Origin of the sequence: Actinomadura litoris (assembly GCF_009733595.1) — a bacterium.
Lineage (GTDB): Bacteria > Actinomycetota > Actinomycetes > Streptosporangiales > Streptosporangiaceae > Spirillospora > Spirillospora litoris.
In genome coordinates, this window is the sequence record NZ_WOFH01000003.1 from 264,038 (window position 1) to 290,672 (window position 26,635).

At 73.3% G+C, this 26,635-nt stretch carries 6 protein-coding genes; 2 read left to right on the forward strand and 4 right to left on the reverse strand.

Translation table 11 applies throughout. The features are described 5' to 3' along the window. Window positions 1–56 precede the first annotated feature (56 nt). The 4 genes from GNZ18_RS09145 to GNZ18_RS09160 are packed head-to-tail and all read right to left on the reverse strand — an operon-like array spanning window position 57 to window position 4,664. Window positions 57–1,517 (reverse strand): FAD-dependent monooxygenase, encoded by a 1,461-nt coding sequence (locus GNZ18_RS09145; protein WP_156215824.1) that lies wholly within the window; start codon window positions 1,515–1,517, stop codon window positions 57–59. Between the two features lie 28 nt (window positions 1,518–1,545). Further along, complete coding sequence (locus tag GNZ18_RS09150; RefSeq protein ID WP_214618511.1) at window positions 1,546–1,773, reverse strand: acyl carrier protein; 228 nt, start codon at window positions 1,771–1,773, stop codon at window positions 1,546–1,548. Beyond that, complete coding sequence (locus tag GNZ18_RS09155; RefSeq protein WP_156215825.1) at window positions 1,770–3,632, reverse strand: HAD-IIIC family phosphatase; 1,863 nt, start codon at window positions 3,630–3,632, stop codon at window positions 1,770–1,772. Before GNZ18_RS09155 ends, GNZ18_RS09150 begins: the two co-directional genes overlap by 4 nt. 3 nt (window positions 3,633–3,635) lie before the next feature. Continuing rightward, on the reverse strand, window positions 3,636–4,664 hold the full coding sequence (locus GNZ18_RS09160; RefSeq protein WP_156215826.1) for a 3-oxoacyl-ACP synthase III family protein: 1,029 nt from the start codon (window positions 4,662–4,664) through the stop codon (window positions 3,636–3,638). 215 nt (window positions 4,665–4,879) lie between these two features. On the opposite strand from GNZ18_RS09160, the gene GNZ18_RS09165 reads away from it, so the two are divergent. Next, window positions 4,880–16,309 carry a type I polyketide synthase gene (locus GNZ18_RS09165; RefSeq protein ID WP_156215827.1) on the forward strand — a complete coding sequence of 3,810 codons (11,430 nt, stop codon included), beginning with the start codon at window positions 4,880–4,882 and terminating at the stop codon, window positions 16,307–16,309. 32 nt (window positions 16,310–16,341) lie between these two features. Continuing rightward, the gene (locus GNZ18_RS09170; RefSeq protein ID WP_156215828.1) at window positions 16,342–26,613 is read left to right on the forward strand and encodes a type I polyketide synthase; all 10,272 of its coding nucleotides are present in this window, start codon (window positions 16,342–16,344) and stop codon (window positions 26,611–26,613) included. Window positions 26,614–26,635 lie beyond the last annotated feature (22 nt).

Genomic DNA, 26,635 nt, shown 5'->3' on the forward strand with positions numbered 1-26,635 from the left:
AAAGGGGGCACCGGGATCACCGGTGCCCCCTTTCCGCGGCGGTCACGGGACGGCTCTCAGGATGTCGGCTCTCCGAACCACCGCGTGAGGGCCTCGCGCAGCCCCGTGTCCACGCCGTCGCCGGGTGTCGCCCAGGCGACGAAGCCGTCCGGCCGGACGAGCAGCGCGGCCGCGTCGAGCCCGGGGTGCGGCTCGGCGGCGACCACGTCGACGCGGTCGGCCCATCCGGTGACCCGGGCCTGGTCAGGCTCGGACCCCGAAAGGTCATAGAGGACGCCGCAGCCGGCGGCGAGCGGCCGCTCGTCCTTCACGGCCAGCAGCGTGTTCGGGACGCGCGCGCCCACCAGCGGGTGCGGGGCGGCGTCGCTGCCCAGCGGGTAGCGCACGTCGGTCACCTGCGTGATGAGCTGCCGGTTGACCTCGTCGTAGCGGATCAGCTCGGCCATCAGCTCCCGCAGCGCCGAGGTCGTCCTCCCCGACCGGAACACGGCGAGCTGCGCCTCGCCGTGCAGGCAGGCGCGGTCGCCGACCGGCCGCCGCTCGGCGTCGTAGCTGTCGAGCAGCCCCGGGGGCGCCCACCCGTTCAGCTCCGCGCCGAGCTTCCACGCCAGGTTGAGCGCGTCGTGGATGCCGGTGCTCTTGCCGTGCGCGGCGTGGACGAAGTGGGCGTGCGCCGCCTCGCCCGCGAGGAACACCCGCCCCTTGCGGTAGCCGTCGGCGTGCCGGGTCGGCCCGCCGTAGCGGAACAGCCGCTCGGGCTCGCCCAGCTCGGGCTCCTCGCCGGACGCGCGGCGCAGGGAGGCCAGCAGCTCGTCCTTGCTCAGCGGCACGTCGGCGGCGGGCGGGCGCCGGTCGAACTCGACCGACATCACGCGGATCAGGCCGTCGCCGAACGGCAGCACCGAGGTCATCCCGTCCGCGTACAGGCCGGTGTCGAACTCGGGGGACTCCCCGGCGGCGACCTTGAAGTCGCCGAACACGCCGTAGTAGGACAGCGTGCTCTCGGTGACGTCGAACCCGGCCATCTCCCGGACGGGGCTGTCGGGCCCGTCGCAGCCGACCAGGTAGGAGCAGCGGATCTCGTAGTCGCCGTCGGCGCAGGACACGCCGAGGGTGACGCCCGACCCGTCCTGCCGCAGGCTCGTCGCGCGGTGCCCGCGGCGGACGTCCGCGCCGAGCTCCACCGCCCGCTCCTCCAGGATCTCCTCGGCGCGCCAGTCGGGGGAGGCGAGCGTGTACTCGTCCTCGCCGACCTTCTCCACGTCCAGCCAGATGAGCCCGAAGTGCAGGCGCGGCCACTTCGGCAGCGGCCCGCCGAACCGGTCCATCAGCCCGCGCTGGTCGAGCGCCTCGGCGGCGCGCGGGTGCAGGCCCATCGAGTGCGTGTGCTCGTGGAGCGTCCCGATCCGCTCCAGCAGGACGACGTCGACCCCGGCGAGCCGCAGCTCCCCGGCCAGCATCATGCCGGTGGGCCCGCCGCCCACCACGACGACGGAGGTGCTTTCCTCAGCGTTCACGGTGCTTCCTTTCGGTGCGGCGGACGGCTCACGCGCCGGCCGCCAGCTCGTAGATGCCGGCGAGGCTCGGCGCCTCCAGCAGGTCGGGCAGGGAGATCGGGCGGCTGGTCTCGCGCTCCAGCACGACCATCAGCGCCAGCAGGTGCACCGAGTCCCAGCCGGGCAGCTCGTCGAACCCGGTGCCGACGGTCTCGCTGGTCACCGGCAGGCCGAGTTCGTCGCGGACGAGCGCGACGAAGTCGTCGATGCTTCTCACGACGGGGTCCCTTCGAAGTCGGTGGTGAGCCTGACGTGCTCGGGCGGCTCGGGCAGCTCGGCGAGGTCGTGCCGGAAGTGCGTCCCGTCCTCGTCCTCGGCGACCGGGACGAAGCCGGAGCGGGGATAGAAGTCCGCGACCTTGCCGTTCTTGGCGCTCGGCCGGTAGGAGGCCCGGACCTCCGCCGCGCCGGTGTCCTTCGCGTGCCGCAGCAGCGCCGCCAGGCACGCCTGCTCGATGCCGCGCGAGAACACCCGGCAGCTCAGCAGGAAGTTGTCGATGTGGACGGTGCCGCCGTCGCGCCGCGCGAACACGGCGCCGACGACGCCGTTGTCGCCCATCCGGTCGGAGGCGTGCACGGCGAGCGGGAACGCCCGCGGGTCGGCGGCGAGCGCCTCGACGTCGGCCTGCCGGAGCCGCCGCGTCGTCAGGTTGAACTGGTTGGTGCGCAGCGTGATCTGGGACAGCCGCGGCAGCTCGCGGGACGCGGCGCGCGCCATCCGCACGGTCACGCCCAGCTCCCGCAGGTACTCCTCGATCGAGTCGAAGCTCTCCAGGAAGTCGCGGCGCGCCATCTCCTGCCGGTAGCGGGCGGGCCGCGCGTGGTCCTCGTCCGACAGCTCGACGGTGTCGAACCAGCCGTCGGCCAGCAGCGCACCCGGGTGCCCGGCGGGCTCGCGGTCCAGGTCCACGACCGCGACGCCGGGCAGCTCCCGGCGCACCAGCCCGCGCTCGTAGGGGCTGTCGTCGGCGAACACGAACGCGTCGACGCCGATGTTGAGGTCGGCGGCCAGCTCCCGCAGGTTGTCGTGCTTGGGGCGCCAGTTCGCGACGACCCGGACGAAGTCCTCCTCGCGCAGCACCATGCCGGGGTGGTCGCGCAGCACCTCCCGGACGGGCTCCAGGTCGTTCTTGCTGACGGCGGCCAGCAGGACGCCCTGCGCGGTGATCTGCTTGGCGACCCGCTGGAACGCGGTGAACGCCTCCCCGCGCGGCGAGTGCCCGACCTCGATGCCCTCGGCGCCGTCCTCGCCGAGGATCCCGCCCCAGACCGTGTCGTCCAGGTCGAGGACGAGGCACTTCTTGCCGCGCCCGGTGAGGTGCCGGGCCAGGTGCCCGACCTCCCGCGCGTACGCGGCGAGCAGACCGGGCGCCAGGTGCGCCTTCGCGTAGACGCCCAACCGGGGATCGGTGACCGGCACGCCCTCGGCGGTCAGCGGGTCGAGGTCGATGACGACCACGCCGGAGTGCTCGGCGGTCAGCCGCAGCAGCCGCGCGTTGGCCTCCCGCCACGCCGCGCCCGCGAGCGCCCGGGACCGGTGGTCGACGAGCTGCGCCGGAACGCTCCGGGGGAGCGGCAGCGTGTTGAGGACGAGCGTCGCCCGGGACGCGGCGGCGAACCGTCCCGCCAGGCCCGCGACCAGCGACACCTTCTCGGCGAGGACCCGCTCCAGGTCCGTGACCTTCCACGGGACGGGCAGCTCGCCCGTCACGATGTCGTGGTCCAGCACGCACAGGACGACGTCGGCGTCCCCGGCGAACCCCTCGGGGTCGGACAGGTCGAACACGTAGGAGTCGAAGTCCGACGCGGCCGGGCGCAGCAGCGTCCCGTGCCGGGCCAGCTCGGCGGTCAGCGACGGGACGAGCCCGGAGAGCGTGCCGTGGCCGGTCACGGCGGCCTTCAGCACCGGCGTGCCCGGATGCTCGCGGAGCACCTCGCCGGGGTCGACGGCGGCCAGCAGCCGTCCGGCGCGGGCCAGCTCGTCGGGCGTCGCCCCGTCCAGCAGGCGGGGGACGCGGGGGAACTCGGCCGGGACGCGCCCGGACCGGTGCAGCGATGTCAGCTCGTCGGCGGACATGGGTCAGACACACTCCAGCGCGATTCCGGCCTTGATCCATTTGCTCGACTCGACCGCGACGCACAGCGCGCGGTCACCGGTGGTCATCTCCGCGAGGGCGCGCTCGAACTGGAAGAACGGCAGCGCGTTGCCGGTGTTGGCGGTCTCGCGCACGCAGCTGACCTCCTCGGCCGCCGCCAGGCCCAGCTCCTCGACGATCCGCGCGGTCATCCTCCCCGACAGCTGCGGCGGCAGCAGGTAGTCGACGTCGGTCGCGTCCCAGCCGGTGTCGGCCAGCAGCTCCTTGACGATCTCGGCGGCCATCAGCGGCACCGACTCCTCGATCGCCTTGTAGTCCTCCTTGACGGCGGCCGCCGCGGACGCGCGGTCGGCCAGCCCGAACCACTGCACGGACTGGCCGGGCTCCCGGCCCTGGCCGGTCAGCCGGTTCAGCACCCGCCGGACCGCCGGGACGCCCTCCACCGGGTCGGCGGTGAGCACGGCGGCCCCGGCCCCGTCGCCGAACAGCACGACGTTGACCAGCTCGGCGGGCGAGAGGTCCTTGAGGTCCACCGACAGGTCGAAGTGCTTCGCGCACACCTCCCCGCCGATGACCAGCGCGTTCCGCGCCCCGTTCGCGAGCATCCCGCGCGCCACGTCCAGCGCCTGGACGGCGCCCGCGCACCCGGACTGGAGCTGGTAGGTCGGGACGTCGTTGATGCCGAGCCGGTCCGCGACCACGTTCACGGTCGCGGGCATCAGCATCTCCGGTGTGGACGTGCCGAGCACCAGCACGTCGATGTCGGCGGGCCGCAGCGCCGCGCCGCGCAGGGCGCGCTCGGCGGCGAGCGCGCCGAGCTCCGACAGCGACGAGCGGACCTCGCCGGTGTCCAGGTCGACGGCGAGGTGCCGGCTGTCGGTGCCGACGAACGCCGCGATCCACTGCTCCCACGCGCCGTCCATGCCGAACCGCCGGGCGAGCGCCGCGTTGTCGATCGGCGGGCCGGGCAGCGCCGTCCCCGCCGCCAGGACGCGGACCTCCGAGATGTCCATGGGTCCCTCCTCATGCCCCACTCCCGGGCATGTGGGGTCTCGATGTCCCGGCCATGCTCGGGACGCCCGCTAAAGCCGCGCTAATCGGCTGCTTGCCGCGCGTCCGGAGCCCGCGCCGAGGCCGCGGCGCGCTTTAGAGCGCGTAAAGCGGACCGTTAGCGCCGTCTCCGAGGTTGCTGGCATGACGCAGGACGGGCAGGACGGGATGGCCTCGCATGGCGAATGAAGAGAAGCTGCGCGACTACCTCAAGCGGGTGACGGCGGACCTGCACCAGACCCGCGGGAGGCTCGCCGAGCTGGAGGCGGCGCGGCGCGAGCCGATCGCCGTCGTCGGCATGGCGTGCCGCTACCCGGGCGGGGTGTCCTCGCCCGAGGACCTGTGGCGGCTGGTCGACGGCGGCCGCGACGCCGTCTCCCCGTTCCCGAGTGACCGCGGCTGGGACCTGGAGCGCCTCTACGACCCGGACGCGTCCCGTCCCGGCACCTGCTACGCGCGCGACGGCGGCTTCCTCCACGACGCCGACCTGTTCGACGCGCCGTTCTTCGCGATGAGCCCGCGCGAGGCGCTCGCCACCGACCCGCAGCAGCGGCTGCTGCTGGAGCTGGCGTGGGAGGCGCTGGAGCGCGCGGGCCTCGACCCGGCCGGCCTGCGCGGCAGCGGCACCGGCGTGTTCGCCGGCGTCATGTACGGCGACTACGCCTCCCGGCTGCACACGGTCCCCGAGGGCCTCGACGGCCATGTCGTGAACGGCAGCGCGGGCAGCGTCGCCTCCGGCCGCGTCTCCTACCTGTTCGGGTTCGAGGGGCCCGCCGTGACCGTCGACACCGCCTGCTCCTCGTCGCTGGTCGCGCTGCACCTGGCCGCGCAGGCGCTGCGGAACGGCGAGTGCTCGCTCGCCCTGGCGGGCGGCGTCAGCGTCATGGCGACGCCCGGCACGTTCGTGGAGTTCGCCCGCCAGCGCGGCCTGTCCCGCGACGGCCGCTGCAAGGCGTTCGCCGCGTCCGCCGACGGCACCGGCCTCGGCGAGGGCGCGGGCCTCGTGCTGCTGGAGCGGCTCTCGGACGCCCGCCGCCACGGCCACCCCGTCCTCGCCGTGCTGCGCGGGTCCGCCGTGAACCAGGACGGGCACAGCAGCCAGCTCACCGCCCCGAACGGCCCGTCGCAGGAACGTGTGATCCGCGCGGCGCTGGCGAGCGCCGGGCTGGGCCCCGCCGACATCGACGCGGTCGAGGCGCACGGCACCGGCACCAGACTGGGCGACCCGATCGAGGCGCAGGCGCTCCTCGCCGTCTACGGGCGGGCGCGTCCCGCCGGGCATCCGCTGTGGCTGGGGTCGGTGAAGTCCAACATCGGGCACGCCCAGGCGGCCGCCGGGGTCGCCGGTGTGATCAAGATGGTGATGGCGCTGCGCAACGGCGTCCTGCCGCGGACGCTGCACGTGGACGCGCCGTCGCCGCACGTCGACTGGTCGGCGGGGGCGGTGTCGCTCCTGACGGAGTCCCGCCCGTGGGACGCGGGGGACCGCGTCCGCCGCGCCGGGGTGTCGTCGTTCGGGATCAGCGGCACCAACGCGCACGTCCTTCTGGAGGAGGCGCCCGCGGAGTCCGCCGGGGAGCCGCAGCCCGCCGGTGCGGCGGCGCCGGTGACCGGGTGGGTGCTGTCGGCGAAGTCCGAGACGGCGCTGCGCGGCCAGGCGCGGCGGCTGCTCGACCACGCCGGCCTCCGGACCGCCTCCGTCGCCGACGTGGGGCTGTCGCTGGCGACCACGCGCAGCCGGTTCGAGCACCGCGCGGCCGTCGTCGGCGCGGATGCCTCCGGGCTGCTGCGCGGGTTGGAGGCCCTCGCCGCCGGTGAGAGCGCGCCGGGGCTGGTTCGTGGGACGGCCGCGCCCGGCGGCCTCGCGTTCCTGTTCGGCGGGCAGGGCGGGCAGCGTCCCGGGATGGGGCGCGAGCTCTACGCCGGGTTCCCCGTCTTCGCCGCCGCGATCGACGAGATCCGCGCCGCGCTCGACCCGCATCTGCCGCGCCCCCTGCTTTCCGTCCTGTTCGCCGAGCCCGGGTCCGAGGAGGCGGGGCCGCTCGACCAGACCGTCTTCGCGCAGGCGGGACTGTTCGCCGTCGAGGTGGCGCTGTACCGGCTCGTCCGCGAGTTCCTGCCTGCGCCCGACCACGTCCTCGGGCACTCGATCGGCGAGCTGGCAGCCGCGCATGTCGCCGGGGTGTTCTCGCTGGAGGACGCGTGCGCGCTCGTCGCCGCGCGGGGAAGGCTCATGCAGGCCGCGCGCTCCGACGGCGCGATGGTCGCCGTCCGCGCGAGCGAGGACGAGGTGCGGGACGTCCTGGACGGGCGGGCCGGCATCGCCGCCGTCAACGGCCCCGCCGCCGTGGTGATCTCCGGTGACGCCGACGCCGTCGAGGAGGCCGCCGCGCACTTCGCCGGGCTCGGCCGCAAGACGCGGCGGCTGCGGGTCAGCCACGCCTTCCACTCCGCCCACATGGACTCGGCGCTGGAGGAGTTCGGCGAGGTCGCCGCCGGGCTCACCTACCGGCGCCCGAGCATCCCCGTCGTGTCCAACCTGACCGGTGAGATCGCCACCGATGAGCTGACCGACCCGGGCTACTGGGTGCGGCACGTCCGGGAGCCGGTCCGGTTCCTCGACGGCGTCCGCGCCCTCGAAGCCGCCGGGACGGGCTGCTTCCTCGAACTCGGGCCCGACGCCGTCCTCACCGCGATGGCCCACGAGTGCCGCACCGGCGACGCCCCGGCCGCGCTCGCCGCGACCCTGCGCCACGACCGCCCCGAACCGGAGACGCTCGTCGCCGCCGTCGCCGCCGCCCACGCCCACGGCACCCCCGCCGACTGGACCCCGCTGTTCGCCGGCGCGCGCCGCGTCGACCTGCCCACCTACGCCTTCGACCACCGCCCCTACTGGCTCGACGCCCCCGAGGCGGCGGGCGACGCCACCGGCCTCGGGCAGGCCGCGGCGGGCCACCCCCTCCTCGCCGCCGTCGTCGACCTCGCGGACGGCGCCGCCGTGTCCACCGGACGGCTCTCGGTCCGCACCCACCCCTGGCTCGCCGACCACTCCGTCGGCGGCGCCGTCCTGCTGCCCGGCACGGCCCTCGCCGAACTCGCCCTGCACGCCGCCGACCACGCCGGCTGCGACACGCTCGGCGAACTCGTCCTGGAGGCGCCGCTCGTCCTGCCGGACGGCGCGTCCCCGCGACTGCGCGTCGAGACGTCCGCGTCACGGGAGATCGTCATCCGGTCGTCCCTGGACGGCGAGACCTGGACGACGCACGCGACCGGCCAGCTCGTCGCTTCCTCCGAAACTCCTGCTACCGAGGCCCAGACCGCGTGGCCGCCGGTCGGGGCCGAGCCCATCCCCCTGGACGGGCGCTACGACGAACTGGCCGCTCTCGGATACGAGTACGGGCCCGCGTTCCGGGGCGTGCGAGCCGCGTGGCGCGACGGCGACGACATCTGCGCCGAGGTGGCGCTGCCCGCGGACCAGTCCGACGCCGCCGGGCACTTCGGCGTCCACCCCGCCCTCCTGGACGCCGCCCTCCACGCGTTCGCGCTCGCGACCCCGGCCGGGGACACACTGCGGCTGCCGTTCTCCTTCGGCGGCGCGCGGCTGCTCGCCACCGGCGCGACGAGCCTCCGCGTCCGGCTGACGCCGAAGGGCGACGGCGCCCTCGGCCTCGTCGCCACCGACCCGGCGGGCTCGCCGGTGGTCGCGATCGACACGGTTTCGGTGCGTCCCGCCCCGGCGTCCGTCGAGGCGGCGCCGGCGGGACGCGACGGGCTGCTTGAGGTCGTGTGGAACACCGTCCCCGGGAGCCGTCCCTCTGAGGTGGACGGGGTCGTGGTGCTCGGCTCGGATCTCGCCGGCCTCCCGAGCCTCCCCGACCTGGCCGCGCTCGCCGAAGCGGTCGACGGCGGGGCGGTCGCGCCCCGGATCGTGCTGGTTCCGCGGTCCTCCGAGGGCGACGATCCCGTCGCGGCCGCCCACGCCGCCGCTCGCGACGTCCTGGACCTTGCCCGCCGCTGGTCAGACGATGACCGCTTCGCCTCGGCCCGGCTCGTCCTCGTGACCTCCGGGGCCGTCGCCGTGCTGCCGGACGAGGGCGTCCGCGACCTGGCCACCGCTCCGGCCTGGGGGCTGTGGCGGTCCGCAGAGTCGGAGAACCCCGGCCGCTTCGGACTCCTCGACTCCGACGGCGGCGATCTCCTCGCCGCCCTCCAGACGCTGCTGGACGGCGAGACGCAGGTGGCCGTCCGGGACGGGGAGGTCCTCGTCCCCCGCCTGTCCCGCACCACCGCCGGTACCGGCGGCTCTTGGGGTGACGGGACGGTTCTGATCACGGGTGGTACGGGTGTGCTGGGTGGTGTGGTGGCGCGGCATCTGGTGGTGGAGCACGGTGTCCGCGATCTGATGTTGATGAGTCGTCGTGGGGGTGCTGGGGCTCTGCGGGATGAGTTGGTGGGGCTTGGGGCTGAGGTGTCGGTGGTGGCGTGTGATGTCGCTGACCGTGATGCTTTGGCTGGGGCCTTGTCTGGTGTGCGGGTCACTGCCGTGGTTCATGCGGCCGGGGTGGTGGAGGATGCGACGATCGCTTCGCTGTCGGGTGGGGCGTTGGATGCGGTGTTGCGGGCGAAGGTGGATGCGGCGTGGAATCTGCATGAGTTGATGCGGGATGTGTCGGTGTTTGTGTTGTTCTCTTCTCTTGCTGGGTTGGCGGGGAGTGCGGGTCAGGCGAATTACGCGGCGGCGAATGCGTTTTTGGACGCGTTGGCGAGCCGTCGCCGTGCGGAGGGGCTGCCGGGGACGAGCATCGCCTGGGGACTCTGGGACACCGAAAGCGGCATCACCGGTACGCTCACCGGCTCCGACCGGCAGCGGATGAGCCGCGCGGGCGTCCTGCCGATGTCCGACGGCCACGCCCTCGCCCTGCTCGACGGCGCGCTCGCCGCCGACTCCGCGCTGCTGGCGGCGGCCCGCCTCGACACCGCCGCCCTCCGCTCGCAGGCCGAGGCCGGGGCGCTGCCAGCCCTGCTGAGCGGGCTCGTCCGCGTGCGCCGCCGGGCGGCCGCGGCGGACGCCGCGTCCGCCGCGCCGCTCACCGAACCGCACCAGATCGAGGAACTCGTCGCGACCAACGCGGCCGCCGTCCTCGGCCACGCCGAGACCGACGCCGTTCCCCTCGACCGGGCGTTCCGCGACCTCGGATTCGACTCGCTGATGGGCATCGAACTCCGCAACCGGCTCAACACCGCCACCGGACTGCGCCTCCCGGCGACCGCCGTCTTCGACCACCCGAACGCCTCGGCCCTGGCCCGCCACATCCTGGCGCAGTTCTCCGGGACCACCACGGCGGTGACCGCGCGGGCGACCGTCGCCCAGGACGAGCCGATCGCGATCGTCGGCATGGCCTGCCGCTACCCGGGCGAGGTGACCTCTCCGGAGGAGCTGTGGCGGCTGGTGGCCGAGGGCCGCGACGCGGTATCGGGCTTCCCGGAGAACCGGGGTTGGGATGTCGAGTCGCTCTATGACCCCGACCCCGAGCACACCGGGACCTCATATGTGCGGGAAGGCGGATTCCTTCACAACGCGGACCTTTTCGACGCCGACCTTTTCGGCATCTCCCCGCGCGAAGCCCTCGCCGTCGACCCGCAACAGCGGATGCTGCTCGAAACCGCGTGGGAGGTGTTCGAGCGGTCCGGCATCGACCCGACGACGCTGCGCGGAAGCGACACCGGCGTGTTCGCCAGCGTCATGTACAACGACTACGCCTCCCGCTTCCCCACGCCGCCGCCGGAGCTTGAGGGCTACCTCGGCATGGGCAGCACGGCGAGCGTGGCGTCCGGCCGGGTCGCCTACACCTTCGGGTTGGAGGGCCCGGCGATCACGGTGGACACCGCCTGCTCCTCCTCGCTGGTCGCCATGCATCTCGCGGTCCAGGCACTGCGGAACGGCGAATGCGGCCTCGCTCTCGCGGGCGGCGCCACCGTTATGGCGTCCCCCAACACCTTCATCGAGTTCTCGCGGCAGCGTGGTTTGTCGGTGGACGGCCGCTGCAAGGCGTTCGCGGCCTCCGCTGATGGGACGGGTTGGGGCGAGGGCGTCGGCTTGGTGTTGCTGGAGCGCTTGTCGGATGCCAAACGACTCGGGCACCGGGTGTTGGCGGTGGTGCGCGGTTCGGCGGTCAACCAGGACGGCGCGTCGAACGGCCTGACCGCCCCCAACGGCCCCTCACAGGAACGCGTCATCACGCAAGCTCTCGCCAATGCGGGTTTGACCGGCGGTGATGTGGACGTCGTGGAGGCCCACGGCACCGGGACGGCGTTGGGTGACCCGATCGAGGCCCAGGCCCTTCTCGCGACCTATGGGCGGGGGCGTTCGGCGGGTCGTCCGTTGTGGTTGGGGTCGGTGAAGTCCAACATCGGGCACACCCAGGCCGCCGCCGGAGTCGCAGGCGTCATCAAAATGGTCGGCGCCATACGCGCAGGCATCCTCCCCCAGACGTTGCACGTGGACGAACCATCCCCGCACATCGACTGGTCCGCCGGTGCGGTGTCACTGCTCACCGAGTCGCAGCCGTGGGACAAGGATCAACCGCGCCGCGCTGCGGTGTCCTCGTTCGGGATCAGCGGCACCAACGCCCACATCATCCTCGAACAAGCCCCAGAAGAACCGGCGACGGAGCCGGCGGAGTCGTCGGGACCGGTGCCATGGCTGATCTCAGCCAAGACCGAACCCGCCCTCCGCGCCCAGGCCGACCGGCTCACGAGCGTGACCGATGACGTGGCGGGCGTGGCGACCGCCCTGGCGACGAACCGCGCGACTCTCGACCACCGCGCCGTCATCGTCGCCGAGACCCACGACCAGTTCCAGGAAGGGCTGCGGGCACTGGCCATCGGCGCCGAAGCACCCCACCTGGTCCAAGGCCGCGCCGGAACCCCCGGCAAGACGGTGCTGGTGTTCCCCGGACAGGGCTGGCAATGGCAAGGAATGGCCGCCACCCTCCTGGACGAGTCACCGGTCTTCACCGAATCCATCAAGCGCTGCGCCGAGGCCCTCGATCCATTCATTGACTGGTCGCTCGAAGAAGTCCTGCGTGAGGGGACCGGGTTCGAGCGGGTGGACGTTCTGCAACCCACGCTGTGGGCCGTCATGGTGTCCCTGGCCGAACTGTGGAAGTCGGCCGGTGTGACCCCGGACGCCGTCATCGGGCACTCCCAAGGCGAGATCGCCGCCGCACACATCGCCGGAGCACTCACCCTCAACGACTCGGCCAAAGTCGTCGCACTGCGCAGCCGCGCATTGACCGCCCTGTCGGGGAGCGGTGCGATGGCGTCCCTGTCGCTGTCGGCCGAGCAGACACAACAGCGGATCGCCGCCCACGACGGCGTGGAGATCGCCGTCTTCAACGGACCTTTGGCGACCGTCATCTCCGGCGACCCCGACGCGATCGAAACCATCGTCGGCGCGTGCAAAGACGAAGGGCTCAACGCCCGCGTCCTGCCGGTCGACTACGCCTCACACTGCGCCCACACCGAACGCATCCGCGAGCAGATCCTCACCGACCTGGCCGACATCACCCCCCAGCCACCCCGCATCCCCTTCTACTCCACCCTCACCGGCCGACGCCTCGACACCGAACACCTCGACGGCCGGTACTGGTACAACAACCTCCGCAACCCCGTCCGATTCCAACCCGCCATCCAGCAACTCCTCAACGACGGGCATGAGACGTTCATCGAGGCCAGCGCTCACCCCGTCCTCACCACACCCATCAGCGACATCGACGAAGACACCCTCGTCACCGGAACACTCAAGCGCGACGAAGGCGGCCTCGACCGATTCCTCACCTCCGCCGCACACCTCCACGTCCACGGCACCACCATCGACTGGACGCCCTTCCTCCCCAAGGACGCAGCGCCAGTTGACCTCCCCACCTACCCCTTCCAGCACCAGTCGTACTGGCTCAACCCGCCCCAGCCCGCAGCCGACGCCCCGCACCTCGGCCTCCAGAGCGCCGAGCACCCACTCCTGGCCACCGCCACCGAACTCCCCGACGGAACCACCCTCTACACCGGAGCCATCTCCACCCACACCCACCCCTGGCTCACCGACCACGCCGTCACCGGCACCCCTCTCCTGGCAGGGACCGCGTTCCTTGATCTGGCCCTCCACACGCACCCCACCGTCCAGGAACTCATCCTGAACGCGCCGCTCACGCTTGACGAGAGCCTCACGCACATCCAGGTCGTCCTGAGCCCGGAAAAGGAAATCACCATCCGCTCCCGCAAGGGTGATGGCGAATGGATCCAGCACGCGTCCGGAAGTGTCGGGGAGGCGGACCCCGGCAATGACGCCTACGACGGGCGAATTCCCGACACCGCCAAGCCCATCGACCTCGACGGCATGTACGAGCGCCTCGCCGACCAGGGCTACGAATACGGCCCGCTCTTCCAGGGACTCCAGGCGGCTTGGCACGAGGGAGAGGACACCCTTTACGCCGAGGTCGACCTGCCGCCGGACACCGACACGGAAGGCTTCGCCGTCCATCCGGCGCTTCTCGACTCCGCGCTCCACGCGATGGCCTTCTTCGGCGAGACGGACGCGGTCCGGTTGCCGTTCTCGTGGACGGGTGTCCGCCTGGAGGCCGTCGGCGCGACGGCGCTGCGGGCCCGCCTGGCGCGGGAGTCCGGCGACCGGGTGACGCTGGCGCTGGCCGACCCCGCCGGAATGCCCGTCGCGACGGTAGAGGCGCTGACGGTGCGGCCGTTGGAGACGCAAAGGCCGTCCATCCGCGACTCGCTGTTCGCGCTCGACTGGCCGGCCGTGACGGTCGCCCCGTCCGATGGGCGGCGATACAGCGTCCTCGGCACGGGCCTGGAGGAACTGTTCCCCCATCAAGACGCGCACCAGGACCTCAAGTCGCTCACCGATCCGGAACTGGTCTTCGTGTCCGGCACCGGCACGGACGTCCGGGACGCCACCGGACGGACGCTCGCCCTCCTCCAGGAATGGCTCACCGACGACCGCCTCACCGGCTCCCGCCTCGTGATCGTCACGCGCGGCGCGGTGGCGACGCGTCCGGGGGAGGCCGTGCACGATCTGGCGGGTGCCGCCGTCTGGGGGCTCGTCCGCAGTGCGCAGACGGAGAACCCCGACCGCTTCGTCCTACTCGACATCGACGGACGGGACGACTCCCGCGCCGTCCTCCTCGACGCCGCGGCCTCGGGCGAACCGCAGACAGCGCTCCGCGAAGGCGCGGTTCACGCCGCGCGGCTCGCCCGCTACACCGGCGCCGGAGCGCTCACGGTCCCCGAGGACGCGGAGACGTGGAAGCTCGCCCTGCGCGGCGGCGGCACGCTGGACGGGCTGTCGCTCGACCCGGCCCCCGAAGCGCTGCGGGAGCTCGAACCGGGCGAGGTGCGGATCGCGCTGCGCGCGGCCGGGCTGAACTTCCGGGACGTGCTGGTCGCGCTGGACATGGTCCCCGAGGACGGACGGCCCACCGCCGGTGAGGGCGCCGGAGTCGTCCTGGAGGTCGCCCCGGACGTGCGGGGCCTGCGCCCCGGAGACCGCGTGATGGGTCTGCTGGAGGGCGGCGTCGGCCCGGTCACCGTGACGGACCGGCGGATGGTCGCGCCGATGCCGCCGGGCTGGTCGTTCGCGCAGGCCGCGTCCGTCCCGGTGATCTTCATGACGGCCTTCTACGGGCTGCGCGACCTCGCCGACGTCCAGGCCGGGGAGTCGCTGCTGCTGCACGCCGCGACCGGCGGTGTGGGCATGGCGACGCTGCAACTGGCCCGGCACTGGGGTTTGGAGGTGTTCGGGACGGCGAGCGCCGCGAAGCAGCACGTCCTGCGCTCGTGGGGGCTGGACGAGGACCACATCGCCTCGTCCCGCGACCTGGCGTTCGAGGAGCACTTCCGCAAGGCAGTGGGCGGCCGGGGCATCGACGTCGTCCTGAACTCGCTGGCGAAGGAGTTCGTGGACGCGTCGCTGCGCCTGCAACGTCCCGGCGGACGGTTCCTGGAGATGGGCAAGACCGACAAGCGCGACCCGGCGGCGGTCGCCGAGGCGTACGAGGGCGTGGCCTACCGGGTCTACGACCTGCTCGACGCGGGCCCCGACCGCATCCAGGAGATGCTGCTGGAGCTGGGCGGGCTGTTCACCGACGGCGCGCTGGAGCCGCCGCCGATCACCGCGTGGGACATCCGCCGCACGCCCGACGCCATCCGGTTCCTCAGCCAGGCGCGGCACATCGGCAAGCTCGTCCTGACCCTGCCGTCCGAGCCGAAGAGCGACGGCACGGTGCTGATCACCGGCGGTCTGGGCGTGCTCGGCCGGACGGTCGCGCGCCATCTGGTGACCGAGCGGGGCGCCCGGCGGCTCCTCCTCACCAGCCGCCGGGGCCCGGCCACCGAAGGCGCCGCCCAACTCCACAAAGAACTGACCGAACTGGGCGCCCACGTCACCATCGCCGCCTGCGACACCGCAGACCGCGAACAACTCGCCACCCTCCTCAACCACATCCCCGACCAGCACCCCCTCACCACCGTCATCCACGCCGCCGGCGTCCTCGACGACGGCGTCCTCTCCCAACTCACCCCCGAACGCCTCGACACCGTCCTGAAGCCCAAGGTGGACGCCGCGTGGCATCTGCATGAGCTGACGGCAGGTTCGGAACTGGCGGAGTTCGTGATGTTCTCTTCCGCCGCCGGGACGCTGGGCGCGGCCGGGCAGGCGAACTACGCGGCGGCGAACGCGTTCCTCGACGCGCTCGCGCGGCACCGCGTCTCGCGGGGCCTTCCGGCGACGTCGCTGGGCTGGGGCCTGTGGGCGCGGGCCAGCGGCATGACCGGGCACATGGACGGCACCGACCTGTCGCGGCTCGGCCGGACCGGCGTCGGCGCGCTGTCCGACGAAGAGGGCCTGGCGCTGCTGGACGAGGCGGCCCGCGCGGCCGACCCCGTCCTCGTGCCGGTGAAGCTCGACCTCGCCGCGCTGCGGGCGCAGGAGGAGATCCCGCACCTGCTCCGCGGCCTGGTCCGCGCGCCCGTCCGGCGGGCCCAGGCGGGCGCGGCACGGGCCACGGCCGGAACGTCCCTGGAGGACCGCCTCGCGAAGCTCCCGCCGGACGAGCGGTACACCGTCCTGCTGGACCTGGTGTGCGGGCAGGCGGCGGCGGTCCTCGGGCACGGCGTCGCCGACGGCGTGGACGCGCGGCGCGCCTTCAAGGAGCTGGGCTTCGACTCGCTCACCGCCGTCGAGCTGCGCAACCGGCTCGGCTCGGCGACCGGGCTGCGGCTGCCGTCCACGCTCGTCTTCGACCATCCGACGCCCGGCGAGCTGGCCCGGCACCTCCAGGCCGCGTTCGCGCCGCAGGACGCCGACCCGGCGCGGGCGCTGCTGGCCGACCTCGAACGGATCGAGGCGGCGTGGTCGGGGCCGGTCGACGACGACTCCCGCTCGAAGGTCGTCGCGCGGCTGGAGACGCTGCTCTGGAAGTGGAACGGCGCTGACGCGGCGCCCGGCGCCGGGCCGGAGGAGGCGGACGGCCTCGGCGCGGCGACCGACGAGGAACTCTTCGACGCACTCGACAACGAACTCGGCATCTCCTGAAACCGCACGCGCTCTCCGAGGTGGACGCTTCCATGGCGAACGAAGACAGGCTCCGGGATTACCTCAAGCGGGCCACGACGGACCTGCGGGCCGTCCGCAGGCGGCTGCGCGAGGTCGAGGAGAAGGACCGGCAGCCGATCGCCATCGTCGGCGCGGGCTGCCGGTATCCAGGCGGGGTCGACTCGCCGGAGGCGCTGTGGCGCCTGGTCGCCGGGGCGGGCGACGCGATCGGCCCGTTCCCCCGCGACCGCGGCTGGGACCTCGCCGGCGTGTACGACCCGGACCCGGAGACGCCCGGCACCACCTACGTCACCGAGGGCGGGTTCCTGCCCGCCGGGGACTTCGACGCCGAGTTCTTCGGGCTGAGCCCGCGTGAGGCGACCGCGATGGACCCGCAGCAGCGGATCCTGCTGGAGGTCGCGTGGGAGGCCGTCGAGCGCGCCGGGGTCGACGCGACCCGGCTGCGCGGCAGCCGGACGGGCGTGTTCGTCGGCGCGATCGCGCAGGACTACGCGCCGCCGCGCGTCCCCGCCGAGTACGGCGGGCAGATGCTGACGGGCACCACGACCAGCGTCGCGTCCGGCCGGATCGCCTACACGTTCGGGTTCGAGGGCCCGGCGGTGACGATCGACACGGCCTGCTCGTCGTCGCTGGTAGCCGTGCACCTGGCGGTCCAGGCGCTGCGCCGCGGCGAGTGCGGGCTGGCGCTCGCGGGCGGGGTGACGGTGCTGCCGTCGCCGGGCCTGTTCGTGGAGTTCGCCCGGCAGCGCGGCCTTTCGGTGGACGGCCGGTGCAAGGCGTTCGCGGGCGGCGCCGACGGCACGGGCTTCGGCGAGGGCGCGGGCGTCCTGCTGCTGGAGCGCCTGTCGGACGCGCAGCGCAACGACCGCACCATCCTGGGCGTGATCCGGGGCTCGGCGGTCAACCAGGACGGCGCGTCCAACGGCCTCACCGCGCCCAGCGGACCGGCGCAGGAGCGGGTCGTGCTCCGCGCGCTCGCCGACGCCCACCTGGAGCCGTCCGACGTGGACGTGGTCGAGGGCCACGGCACCGGCACGACGCTCGGCGACCCGATCGAGGCGCGGGCCCTGCTCGCGACCTACGGGCAGGGCCGTCCCGAGGGGCGCCCGCTGTGGCTGGGGTCGATCAAGTCGAACATCGGCCACACCCAGGCCGCCGCCGGGGTCGCCGGCATCATCAAGATGGTCGGCGCGATGCGGCACGGCGTCCTGCCGCGGACGCTGCACGTGGACGAGCCGTCCCCGCATGTCGACTGGTCGTCGGGCGGGGTGTCGGTGCTGGCCGAGTCCCGGCCGTGGGAGGCGGGGGAGCGCCCGCGCCGCGCCGGGGTGTCCTCGTTCGGGATCAGCGGCACCAACGCCCACGTCATCCTGGAGGAGCCCCCGGCTCCCGAGGCCGCCGACCCCGTCGCGGACGGCGACCCCGCCCCGGTGCCGCTGCTGGTCACCGGCCGCACGCGGGACGCGGTCCGCGCGCAGGCGGCCCGGCTCCGCGAGCACCTGTCCGGGGCCGGTGACGTGCCGCTGGGCGAGGTCGCGGCGGCGCTCGCGACGACCCGGACCGCGTTCGAGCACCGCGCCGTCGTCCTCGCCGACGACCTCGCGTCCGGGCTGGAGGGGCTGGCCGCCCTCGCGTCGGACGAGCCGTCCCCCCGCGTGGTCGAGGGCGCCCTCACCCCCGGACGCGTCGCCTACCTCTTCACCGGGCAGGGCAGCCAGCGGCCCGGCATGGGACGCGAACTCCACGCGGCCGATCCCGTGTTCGCCCGCGCGCTGGACGAGGTGTGCGAGCACCTCGACCCGCACCTCGACCGCCCCCTCCGCGACGTCCTGTTCGCGGACCCGGGTAGCGGCGCCGCCGCCCTGCTCGACCAGACCCTCTACACGCAGGCGTCCCTGTTCGCCGTGGAGACCGCGCTGTTCCGGCTCCTCGAACACCGGGGCCTGCGCCCCGGCCTGCTCATGGGCCACTCGATCGGCGAGCTGACCGCCGCGCACGTCGCCGGGGTGTGGACGCTGGAGGACGCGGCCGCGCTCGTCGCCGCCCGCGGACGGCTCATGCGGGACGCGCGGACCGACGGCGCGATGATCGCTGTCCAGGCCGCCGAGGACGAGGTCGCCCCGCTGCTGGCGGGCCACGAGGACACCGTGGCGATCGCCGCGATCAACGGGCCCGCCTCGGTCGTGCTGTCGGGGGACGCGGAGCCGGTCGCCGAGGTCGCCGCCCGGGTCTCCGCCCTCGGCCGCAAGACCAAGCGGCTCCGCGTCGGCCACGCCTTCCACTCCCCGCACATGGACGAGGCGGCGGCCCGGTTCCTGGAGGTCGCGCGCGGCGTCGCCTTCCACGCGCCCGCCGTCCCGATCGTGTCGAACGTGACCGGCCGCCTCGCCGACCCCGAGCAGGTGCGCGACCCCGGCTACTGGGCGGGGCATCTGCGCGCGCCCGTCCGGTTCCTGGACGGCGTCCGCACCCTGCACCGCGAGGGGACCGCCGCCTATGTGGAGGTCGGGCCGGACGACACGCTCACGGCCCTCGTCCACGAATGCCTGGCGGGCTCAGACCCGGTCGGCGCGTCGTTCGCCCGGGGCGACGCGCCGACCGCCGTACCGACGCTGCGCGAGGACCGGCCCGAGCCGCTCACGGCCGCCGCCGCCCTCGCGCAGGTCCGGACGGTGACCGACGCCGTCGACCCCGGCGCGCTCCACCCGGCGGCCCCGCACGTCGACCTGCCGACCTACGCCTTCCAGCGCCGTCACTACTGGCTGCGCCCCGAGCCCGGCGCGGACCTCGCGTCCTCCGAGCTGGACGGCGCCCCGCACCCGCTGCTCGCCGCCGCCCTCACCCTCGCCGACGGCGAGGGGACGGTCTTCCTCGGCCGCTTCACCGTCCAGGACCACCCGTGGCTCGACGGCCATCACGCGGGGGGACGGCCGGTGCTGCCGGGCGCGGCGCTGGCCGACATCGTCCTCGGCGTCGCGGACGGCGACCTCGTCGACTCCCTCACGATCGACCCGCTCCTCGTCCTGCCGACCGAGGGAGTCGTGCAGCTCCAGGTGAGCGTGGGCGCGGCAGGGGAGGACGGCGCCCGTTCCGTGACCGTCCACGGCCGGACCGACGACGACTCCGCGTGGACACGGCTGGCGGCTGGGCAGATCCGCCCGGCCGGGCCCGGGCCGGTGGCTCCCGCCGGCAGGCAGGAGGTCTCAGGCGAACTCGCCCTGGACTCCGAGATCGATCCCTCGGGATATGGCGTCCATCCTGTGCTGCTGGAGTCGGCGCTTCAGTTGCTCGCCTCCGACCGCGAGCCGCAGCGGCTCACCGCGATCGAGGGGTTCCAGGTCCACGCGTCGGACGCGTCGGCGGTCAGCGCGCGTCTCGTCCCGGCGGGCGGCGACGCCTTCGCGCTCACGCTGACCGACCCGTCCGGCGGCCTCGTCGCCACCGCTCGGACGGTGCGGACCGAACCCCTCCAGACCGCCGAGCCGTCCCGCGCGGGCGAGCTGCTGCCCGTCGAATGGGTACCGGTCGGCGACGCGCTCGGCCAGGAGGACGCGCCGCCGTTCGTGGTCCATGCCGTGCCGCCGTCGGACGGCGACGCGGCCGCCCACGCCCACACCGTCGCCCGTGACGTGCTGCGGGCCGTCCGGGACTGGCTGTCCCGGACGGACGCCCAGGACTCCCGGCTGGTCGTGCTGACACGCGGCGCGATGGCCGTCGCCGGCACCGAGCCCGGCGACCCGGGCGCGGCGGCCGTGTGGGGGCTCGTCCGCAGCGCCCAGACGGAGAATCCCGGTCAGTTCGTCCTCTTCGACGCCGACGACGCCCTCACCGACGAGCGCATCGGTGCCGCGCTGGCCACCGGGGAACCCCAGATCGCCCTCCGGGAGGGAGAGTTCCTCGTCCCGCGCCTCGCTCGCGCCGCCGCTGAGGGCGTGGGTGGTTCGTGGGGTGATGGGACGGTTCTGATCACGGGTGGTACGGGTGTGCTGGGTGGTGTGGTGGCGCGGCATCTGGTGGTGGAGCACGGTGTCCGCGATCTGATGTTGATGAGTCGTCGTGGGGGTGCTGGGGCTCTGCGGGATGAGTTGGTGGGGCTTGGGGCTGAGGTGTCGGTGGTGGCGTGTGATGTCGCTGACCGTGATGCTTTGGCTGGGGCCTTGTCTGGTGTGCGGGTCACTGCCGTGGTTCATGCGGCCGGGGTGGTGGAGGATGCGACGATCGCTTCGCTGTCGGGTGGGGCGTTGGATGCGGTGTTGCGGGCGAAGGTGGATGCGGCGTGGAATCTGCATGAGTTGATGCGGGATGTGTCGGTGTTTGTGTTGTTCTCTTCTCTTGCTGGGTTGGCGGGGAGTGCGGGGCAGGCGAATTACGCGGCGGCGAATGCGTTTTTGGACGCGTTGGCGAGCCGTCGCCGTGCGGAGGGGCTGCCGGGGACGAGCATCGCCTGGGGACTCTGGGAAAGCGGCATGGCCGGATCGCTCGACCAAGCCGAACTCGCCCGCATCCGCCGCACCGGCGTCGCGCCCCTCACCCCCGACCAGGGCCTCGCCCTGCTCGACGCGGCCCTCGCCGTCCCCGATCACGCGGTCATCGCCGCCGCCCGCCTCAACCCGAAGGCGCTGCGGGCCCAGGCCGAGTCAGGGATGCTGCCCAGCGTTTTCGGCGGGCTCGTCCCGGCGCCCAGGCGCCGGGCCGCCGCGTCCGGGCGCGACCTCCCGCTCGCCGACCTGCCGCCGCGCGAACGCGACCGGGAAGTGCTGAACCTCGTCCGCGCCGAGGTCGGCCGGGCCCTCGGCTTCGCCGCGTCCGACACGCCCGCGACCGACCGGGCCTTCAAGGACCTCGGTTTCACCTCGCTAACCGCGCTGCAACTGCGGAACCGGCTGAGCGCGGTAACGGGCCTGCGGCTGCCCGCGTCGCTGGTGTTCGACCATCCGACGCCCGAGGCGGTCGCGGCCTACCTGGTGGGTGAACTGTCGGGTGCCTCCTCGTCCTCGGAAGCGGTCGTCGCCGCTGCTGTCATGGACGAGCCGGTGGCGATCGTCGGAATGGCTTGCCGGTATCCCGGTGGTGCCTCGTCACCCGAAGAACTGTGGCGAATGGTGGCCGAAGGGCGCGACGCCGTATCCGATTTCCCGATGAACCGTGGCTGGGACGTCGAGGCGCTGTACGACCCGGACCCCGACCACGTCGGCACCTCTTATGCGCGGCGCGGTTCATTCCTGCATGACGCCGACGGGTTCGACGCGGCGTTCTTCGGGATATCGCCGCGTGAGGCCACCGCGATGGACCCGCAGCAGCGACTGCTGCTGGAGACGGCCTGGGAGGTGTTCGAGCGGTCCGGCATCGACCCGAACGCGCTGCGCGGCTCCAGCACCGGGGTCTTCGCCGGAGTCACGGCGGGCGACTATGCCGCGCGCGCCGGTGCCGTCCCCGAGGGACTCGAAGGGCACATGGCCGTCGGCAACACGACGAGCGTCGCGTCCGGTCGGATCGCCTATTCGTTCGGTTTGGAGGGCCCGGCGATCACGGTGGACACCGCCTGCTCCTCTTCGCTGGTCGCCATGCATCTGGCGGTCCAGTCGCTGCGGAACGGCGAATGCACGATGGCCCTGGCGGGCGGCGCCACGATCATCGCGGGCCCGACCCATTTCGTGGAGTTCTCGCGGCAGCGGGCCTTGTCGGTGGACGGCCGCTGCAAGGCGTTCGCGGCCTCCGCCGACGGGACGGGCTGGGGCGAGGGCGTCGGGCTGTTGCTCTTGGAACGCCTTTCGGACGCCCGACGCAACGGGCATCGGGTGTTGGCGGTGGTGCGTGGTTCGGCGGTCAACCAGGACGGTGCGTCGAACGGCCTGACCGCGCCCAACGGCCCCTCGCAGGAGCGCGTGATCACGCAGGCTCTTGCTAATGCGGGTTTGACCGGTGGTGATGTGGACGTGGTGGAGGCGCATGGGACGGGTACGGCGTTGGGTGACCCGATCGAGGCGCAGGCGTTGTTGGCGACCTATGGGCGGGGGCGTTCGGAGGGTCGTCCGTTGTGGTTGGGGTCGGTGAAGTCCAACATCGGGCACACCCAGGCCGCCGCCGGAGTCGCAGGCGTCATCAAGATGGTCGGCGCGATGCGTGCGGGTGTCCTTCCCCAGACGTTGCACGTGGACCAGCCGTCCCCGCACGTCGACTGGTCCGCCGGTGCGGTGTCACTGCTCACCGAACCCCAGCCCTGGGACAAGGACGGGCTGCGCCGCGCTGCGGTGTCCTCGTTCGGGATCAGCGGCACCAACGCCCACATCATCCTCGAACAAGCCCCAGAAGAACCGGCGACGGAGCCGGCGGAGTCGTCGGGACCGGTGCCATGGCTGATCTCGGCGAAAACCGAACCCGCCCTGCGCGCCCAGGCCGACCGGCTCACGAGCGTGACCGATGACGTGGCGGGCGTGGCGACCGCCCTGGCGAACACCCGTGCGACTCTCGATCACCGCGCTGTCATCGTCGCCGAGACTCACGACCAGTTCCAGGAAGCCCTGCGGGCCCTGGCCATCGGCGCCGAGGCACCCCACCTGGTCCAAGGCCGCGCCGGTACCCCCGGCAAGACGGTGCTGGTGTTCCCCGGGCAGGGCTGGCAGTGGCAGGGAATGGCCGCCACGCTCCTGGACGAGTCGCCGGTCTTCGCCGACGCCATCAAGCGCTGCGCCGATGCCTTGAACCCCTTCATCGACTGGTCGCTCGAAGAAGTCCTGCGCGAGGGAACCGGATTCGAGCGGGTGGACGTCCTGCAACCCACGCTGTGGGCCGTCATGGTGTCCCTGGCCGAACTGTGGAAGTCGGCCGGTGTGACCCCGGACGCGGTCATCGGGCACTCCCAAGGCGAGATCGCCGCCGCACACATCGCCGGAGCCCTCACCCTCCACGACTCGGCCAAAGTCGTCGCACTGCGCAGCCAGGCACTCACCGCCCTCTCCGGCACCGGCGCGATGGCGTCCTTGCCGCTTCCGCACGAGGAAGCACAGAACCGTATCGCCGCCCATGACGGTGTGGAGATCGCGGCATTCAACGGCCCCTCGGCCACCGTCATCTCCGGCGACCCGGACGCGATAAGCGCGATCGTCAAAGGCTGCGAGGCCGAGGGAATCAAGGCGCGTGTCCTCCCCGTGGACTACGCCTCCCACTGCGCCCACACCGAACGCATCCGCGACCAGATCCTCACCGACCTGATCGACCTCTCGCCACAAACCCCGCACATCCCCTTCTACTCCACCCTCACCGGAACACGCCTCGACACCGAACAACTTGACGGCCAGTACTGGTACAACAACCTCCGCAACCCCGTCCAATTCCAACCCGCCATCCAACAACTCCTCAACGACGGACACAGCACCTTCGTAGAGGCCAGCGCCCACCCCGTCCTCACCACGCCTATCAGCGACACCGACGTCAACGGCGAAACCGTCGTTACCGGAACGCTGAGGCGGGACGAAGGCGGCCTCGACCGATTCCTCACCTCCGCCGCACACCTCCACGTCCACGGCACCACCATCGACTGGACGCCCTTCCTCCCCAAGGACGCGCCCCCCGCCGACCTCCCCACCTACCCCTTCCAGCACCAGTCGTTCTGGCTGGCGGCGGCGCCGTCCACAACGGACGCCCCGCACCTCGGCCTCCAGACCGCCGACCACCCGCTCCTCGCCACCGCCAACGAACTCCCCGACGGGACGACCGTCTACACCGGAGCCGTTTCCACCACCACCCACCCCTGGCTCACCGATCACACGATCGGCGGCACCGCCCTTCTCGCCGGGACCGCGTTCCTGGACCTCGCGCTCCACACGCACCCCGCCGTCCACGAACTCACCCTCCACGCGCCCCTCCCGCTGGACGAAAGCCTCACGCACCTCCAGGTCGTCCTGGGCCCGGACGAGGGCGGGCAACGCGCCATCACCATCCGCTCCCGCGCCGACGACGTATGGACGCGACACGCCACAGGCGTGGTCGGCAACGACACAGCCGCACCCCCAGACACCTACGACGGGCAGATCCCAGAAACCGCGAAGCCCATCGACATCGACGGCATGTACGAGCGCCTCGCCGACCAGGGCTACGAATACGGCCCCCTTTTCCAGGGCCTGAGGTCCGCGCGGCAGGACGGCGACACCCTCTACGCCGGGATCGAGTTGCCGTCCGGCGCCGACACCCGGGGCTTCGTCCAGCATCCGGCGCTCCTCGACGCGGCGCTGCACGCGCTCGCGCTGCGCGGGACGTCCGGCGACGAGGTGCGGTTGCCGTTCGCCTTCTCCGGCGTCGTCGCGCACCGTTCCGCCGTCACGGGCGCGCGGGTGCGCCTCCGGCCGGCGGACGGCGACGGCACCCCGCTGACCATCAGCGATGACGAAGGCCCGGTGGTCACGATCGGCGCGGTGCACACCCGTCCGATCCCGCGGGCGCAGTTGGCGGCGCTGGGGTCGGCGCGGCGGCAGCCGTACGCGGTCCGCTGGCACCGGCTCACGGCACCCGCGCCCGCCGGGTCGAGCATGGCGGCCCTCGGCGGCGGCGACCTGGGCGTCCCGGCCTTCCCGGACCTGGACGCGATCGCCGACGCGGGCGTCCCCGACTTCGTCCTGGTAGACCGGCGGGACGAAAAGGACGAGGCCCTGTCGGCGGCCGAGAGGACGCTGACGCTGATCCAGCGATGGCTGGCCGACGACCGTTTCGCCGATGCGCGCCTGGTGGTCATCACCCACAACGCCATCGACACCGACGCCCCCGACCTCACAGCGGCCCCCCTCTGGGGCCTGGTCCACACGGCGGGCAACGAGCACCCCGGGCGCTTCATGGCGCTGGACGCCGACCGGCTGGAGCCCGGCACGCTCGCGACGGCGCTCGCGACCGGCAGGCCGCAGGTCGCGATCCGCGGCGGCGAGCTGTTCGCGCCGCGCCTCGTCCAGGCGGCACCGGCCGACGGCGGCGACTGGTTCGACCCGGACGGCACGGTCCTCATCACCGGTGGGACGGGCACGCTGGGCATGCTCACGGCGCGCCACCTCGTCACCGGCCACGGCGCGCGGCGCCTGCTGCTGGTCAGCCGCACCGGCCCGGACGCCCCCGGCGCGGCCGAACTGCGAGCCGAGCTGGCCGGGCTCGGCGCCGAGGTCGCCGTGGAGGCGTGCGACGCAGCCGACGCCGACGCGCTCGACAAGGTGACGGCCGCCCACACGATCACCGCCGTCATCCACACCGCGGGCATCACCCAGGACGCGCCGATCCACGCCCTCACCAGCGGCGACATGCGCGCGACATGGCGCGGCAAGGCGGCGGCGGCCGGGAACCTGCGGCGCCTCGCCGACGTCCACCCGATCAGGACGCTGGTGCTGTTCTCCTCCTTCGCGGGCATCGCCGGGAACCCGGGCCAGGGCAACTACGCGGCGGCGAACACCTACCTCGACGCCCTCGCGCGCCACCCCCTCCCGGGCGGCGCCCGTACGGTGTCGATCGCCTGGGGCCTGTGGACGCTGGTCACGACGATGACCGACCACCTCACCGGCGAGCACCACCGCAGGCTGAGCCGGCACGGCGTCGTCCCGCTCACCCCCGAGGACGGCCTCGGCCTGTTCGACGCGGCGCTCCGCACCCGCGAGCCCGTCGTGGTCGCGGCGCGGCTCAACCTCCCCGCGCTCCGGGAGCAGGCCGGGCGGGGCGTGCTGTCGCCACTGTTCGAGGGGCTCGTCCCGGCGGCCGCCCGCGGCGGGGACGCGGCTCCCGGCGAGTCGCTGGCGCGGCGGCTCGCCGGGCTGGACGAGGGCGGGCGGCACGCGCTCGTCCTGGAGACCGTGCGCTCCACGGCGGCGGCCGTGCTCGGGCACACGACCGGCGCGGTCGAGGCCGACCAGGCGTTCAAGGAGCTCGGCTTCGACTCGCTCACGGCCGTGGAGCTGCGCAACCGCCTCAACGCCGCGACCGGTCTGCGGCTGCCCGCGACGCTGATCTTCGACCGGCCCACGCCGGCCGCGCTCGCCCGGCACATCCACGACGAGCTGGCGCCGGACGACACGGGCGCCGCGTCCGCCGCCGAGGACCTCGACCGCCTTGAGGAGCGGCTCGCGGGCCTCTCGGACGACGAGCGGGCCCGGACGGCGATCACCGCCCGGCTTGAGGCGATGCTGCGCCGCTGGGGGACCGGACCGGCCGAGGAGGCCCCGGCGGAGGAGGAGCGCATCCGCGACGCGTCGACCGCCGAGATCTTCGACTTCATCGACACCGAACTCGGCCGCAACCTCACCGACCACCACTGACCTGTACCGAGCCAGCCGACGG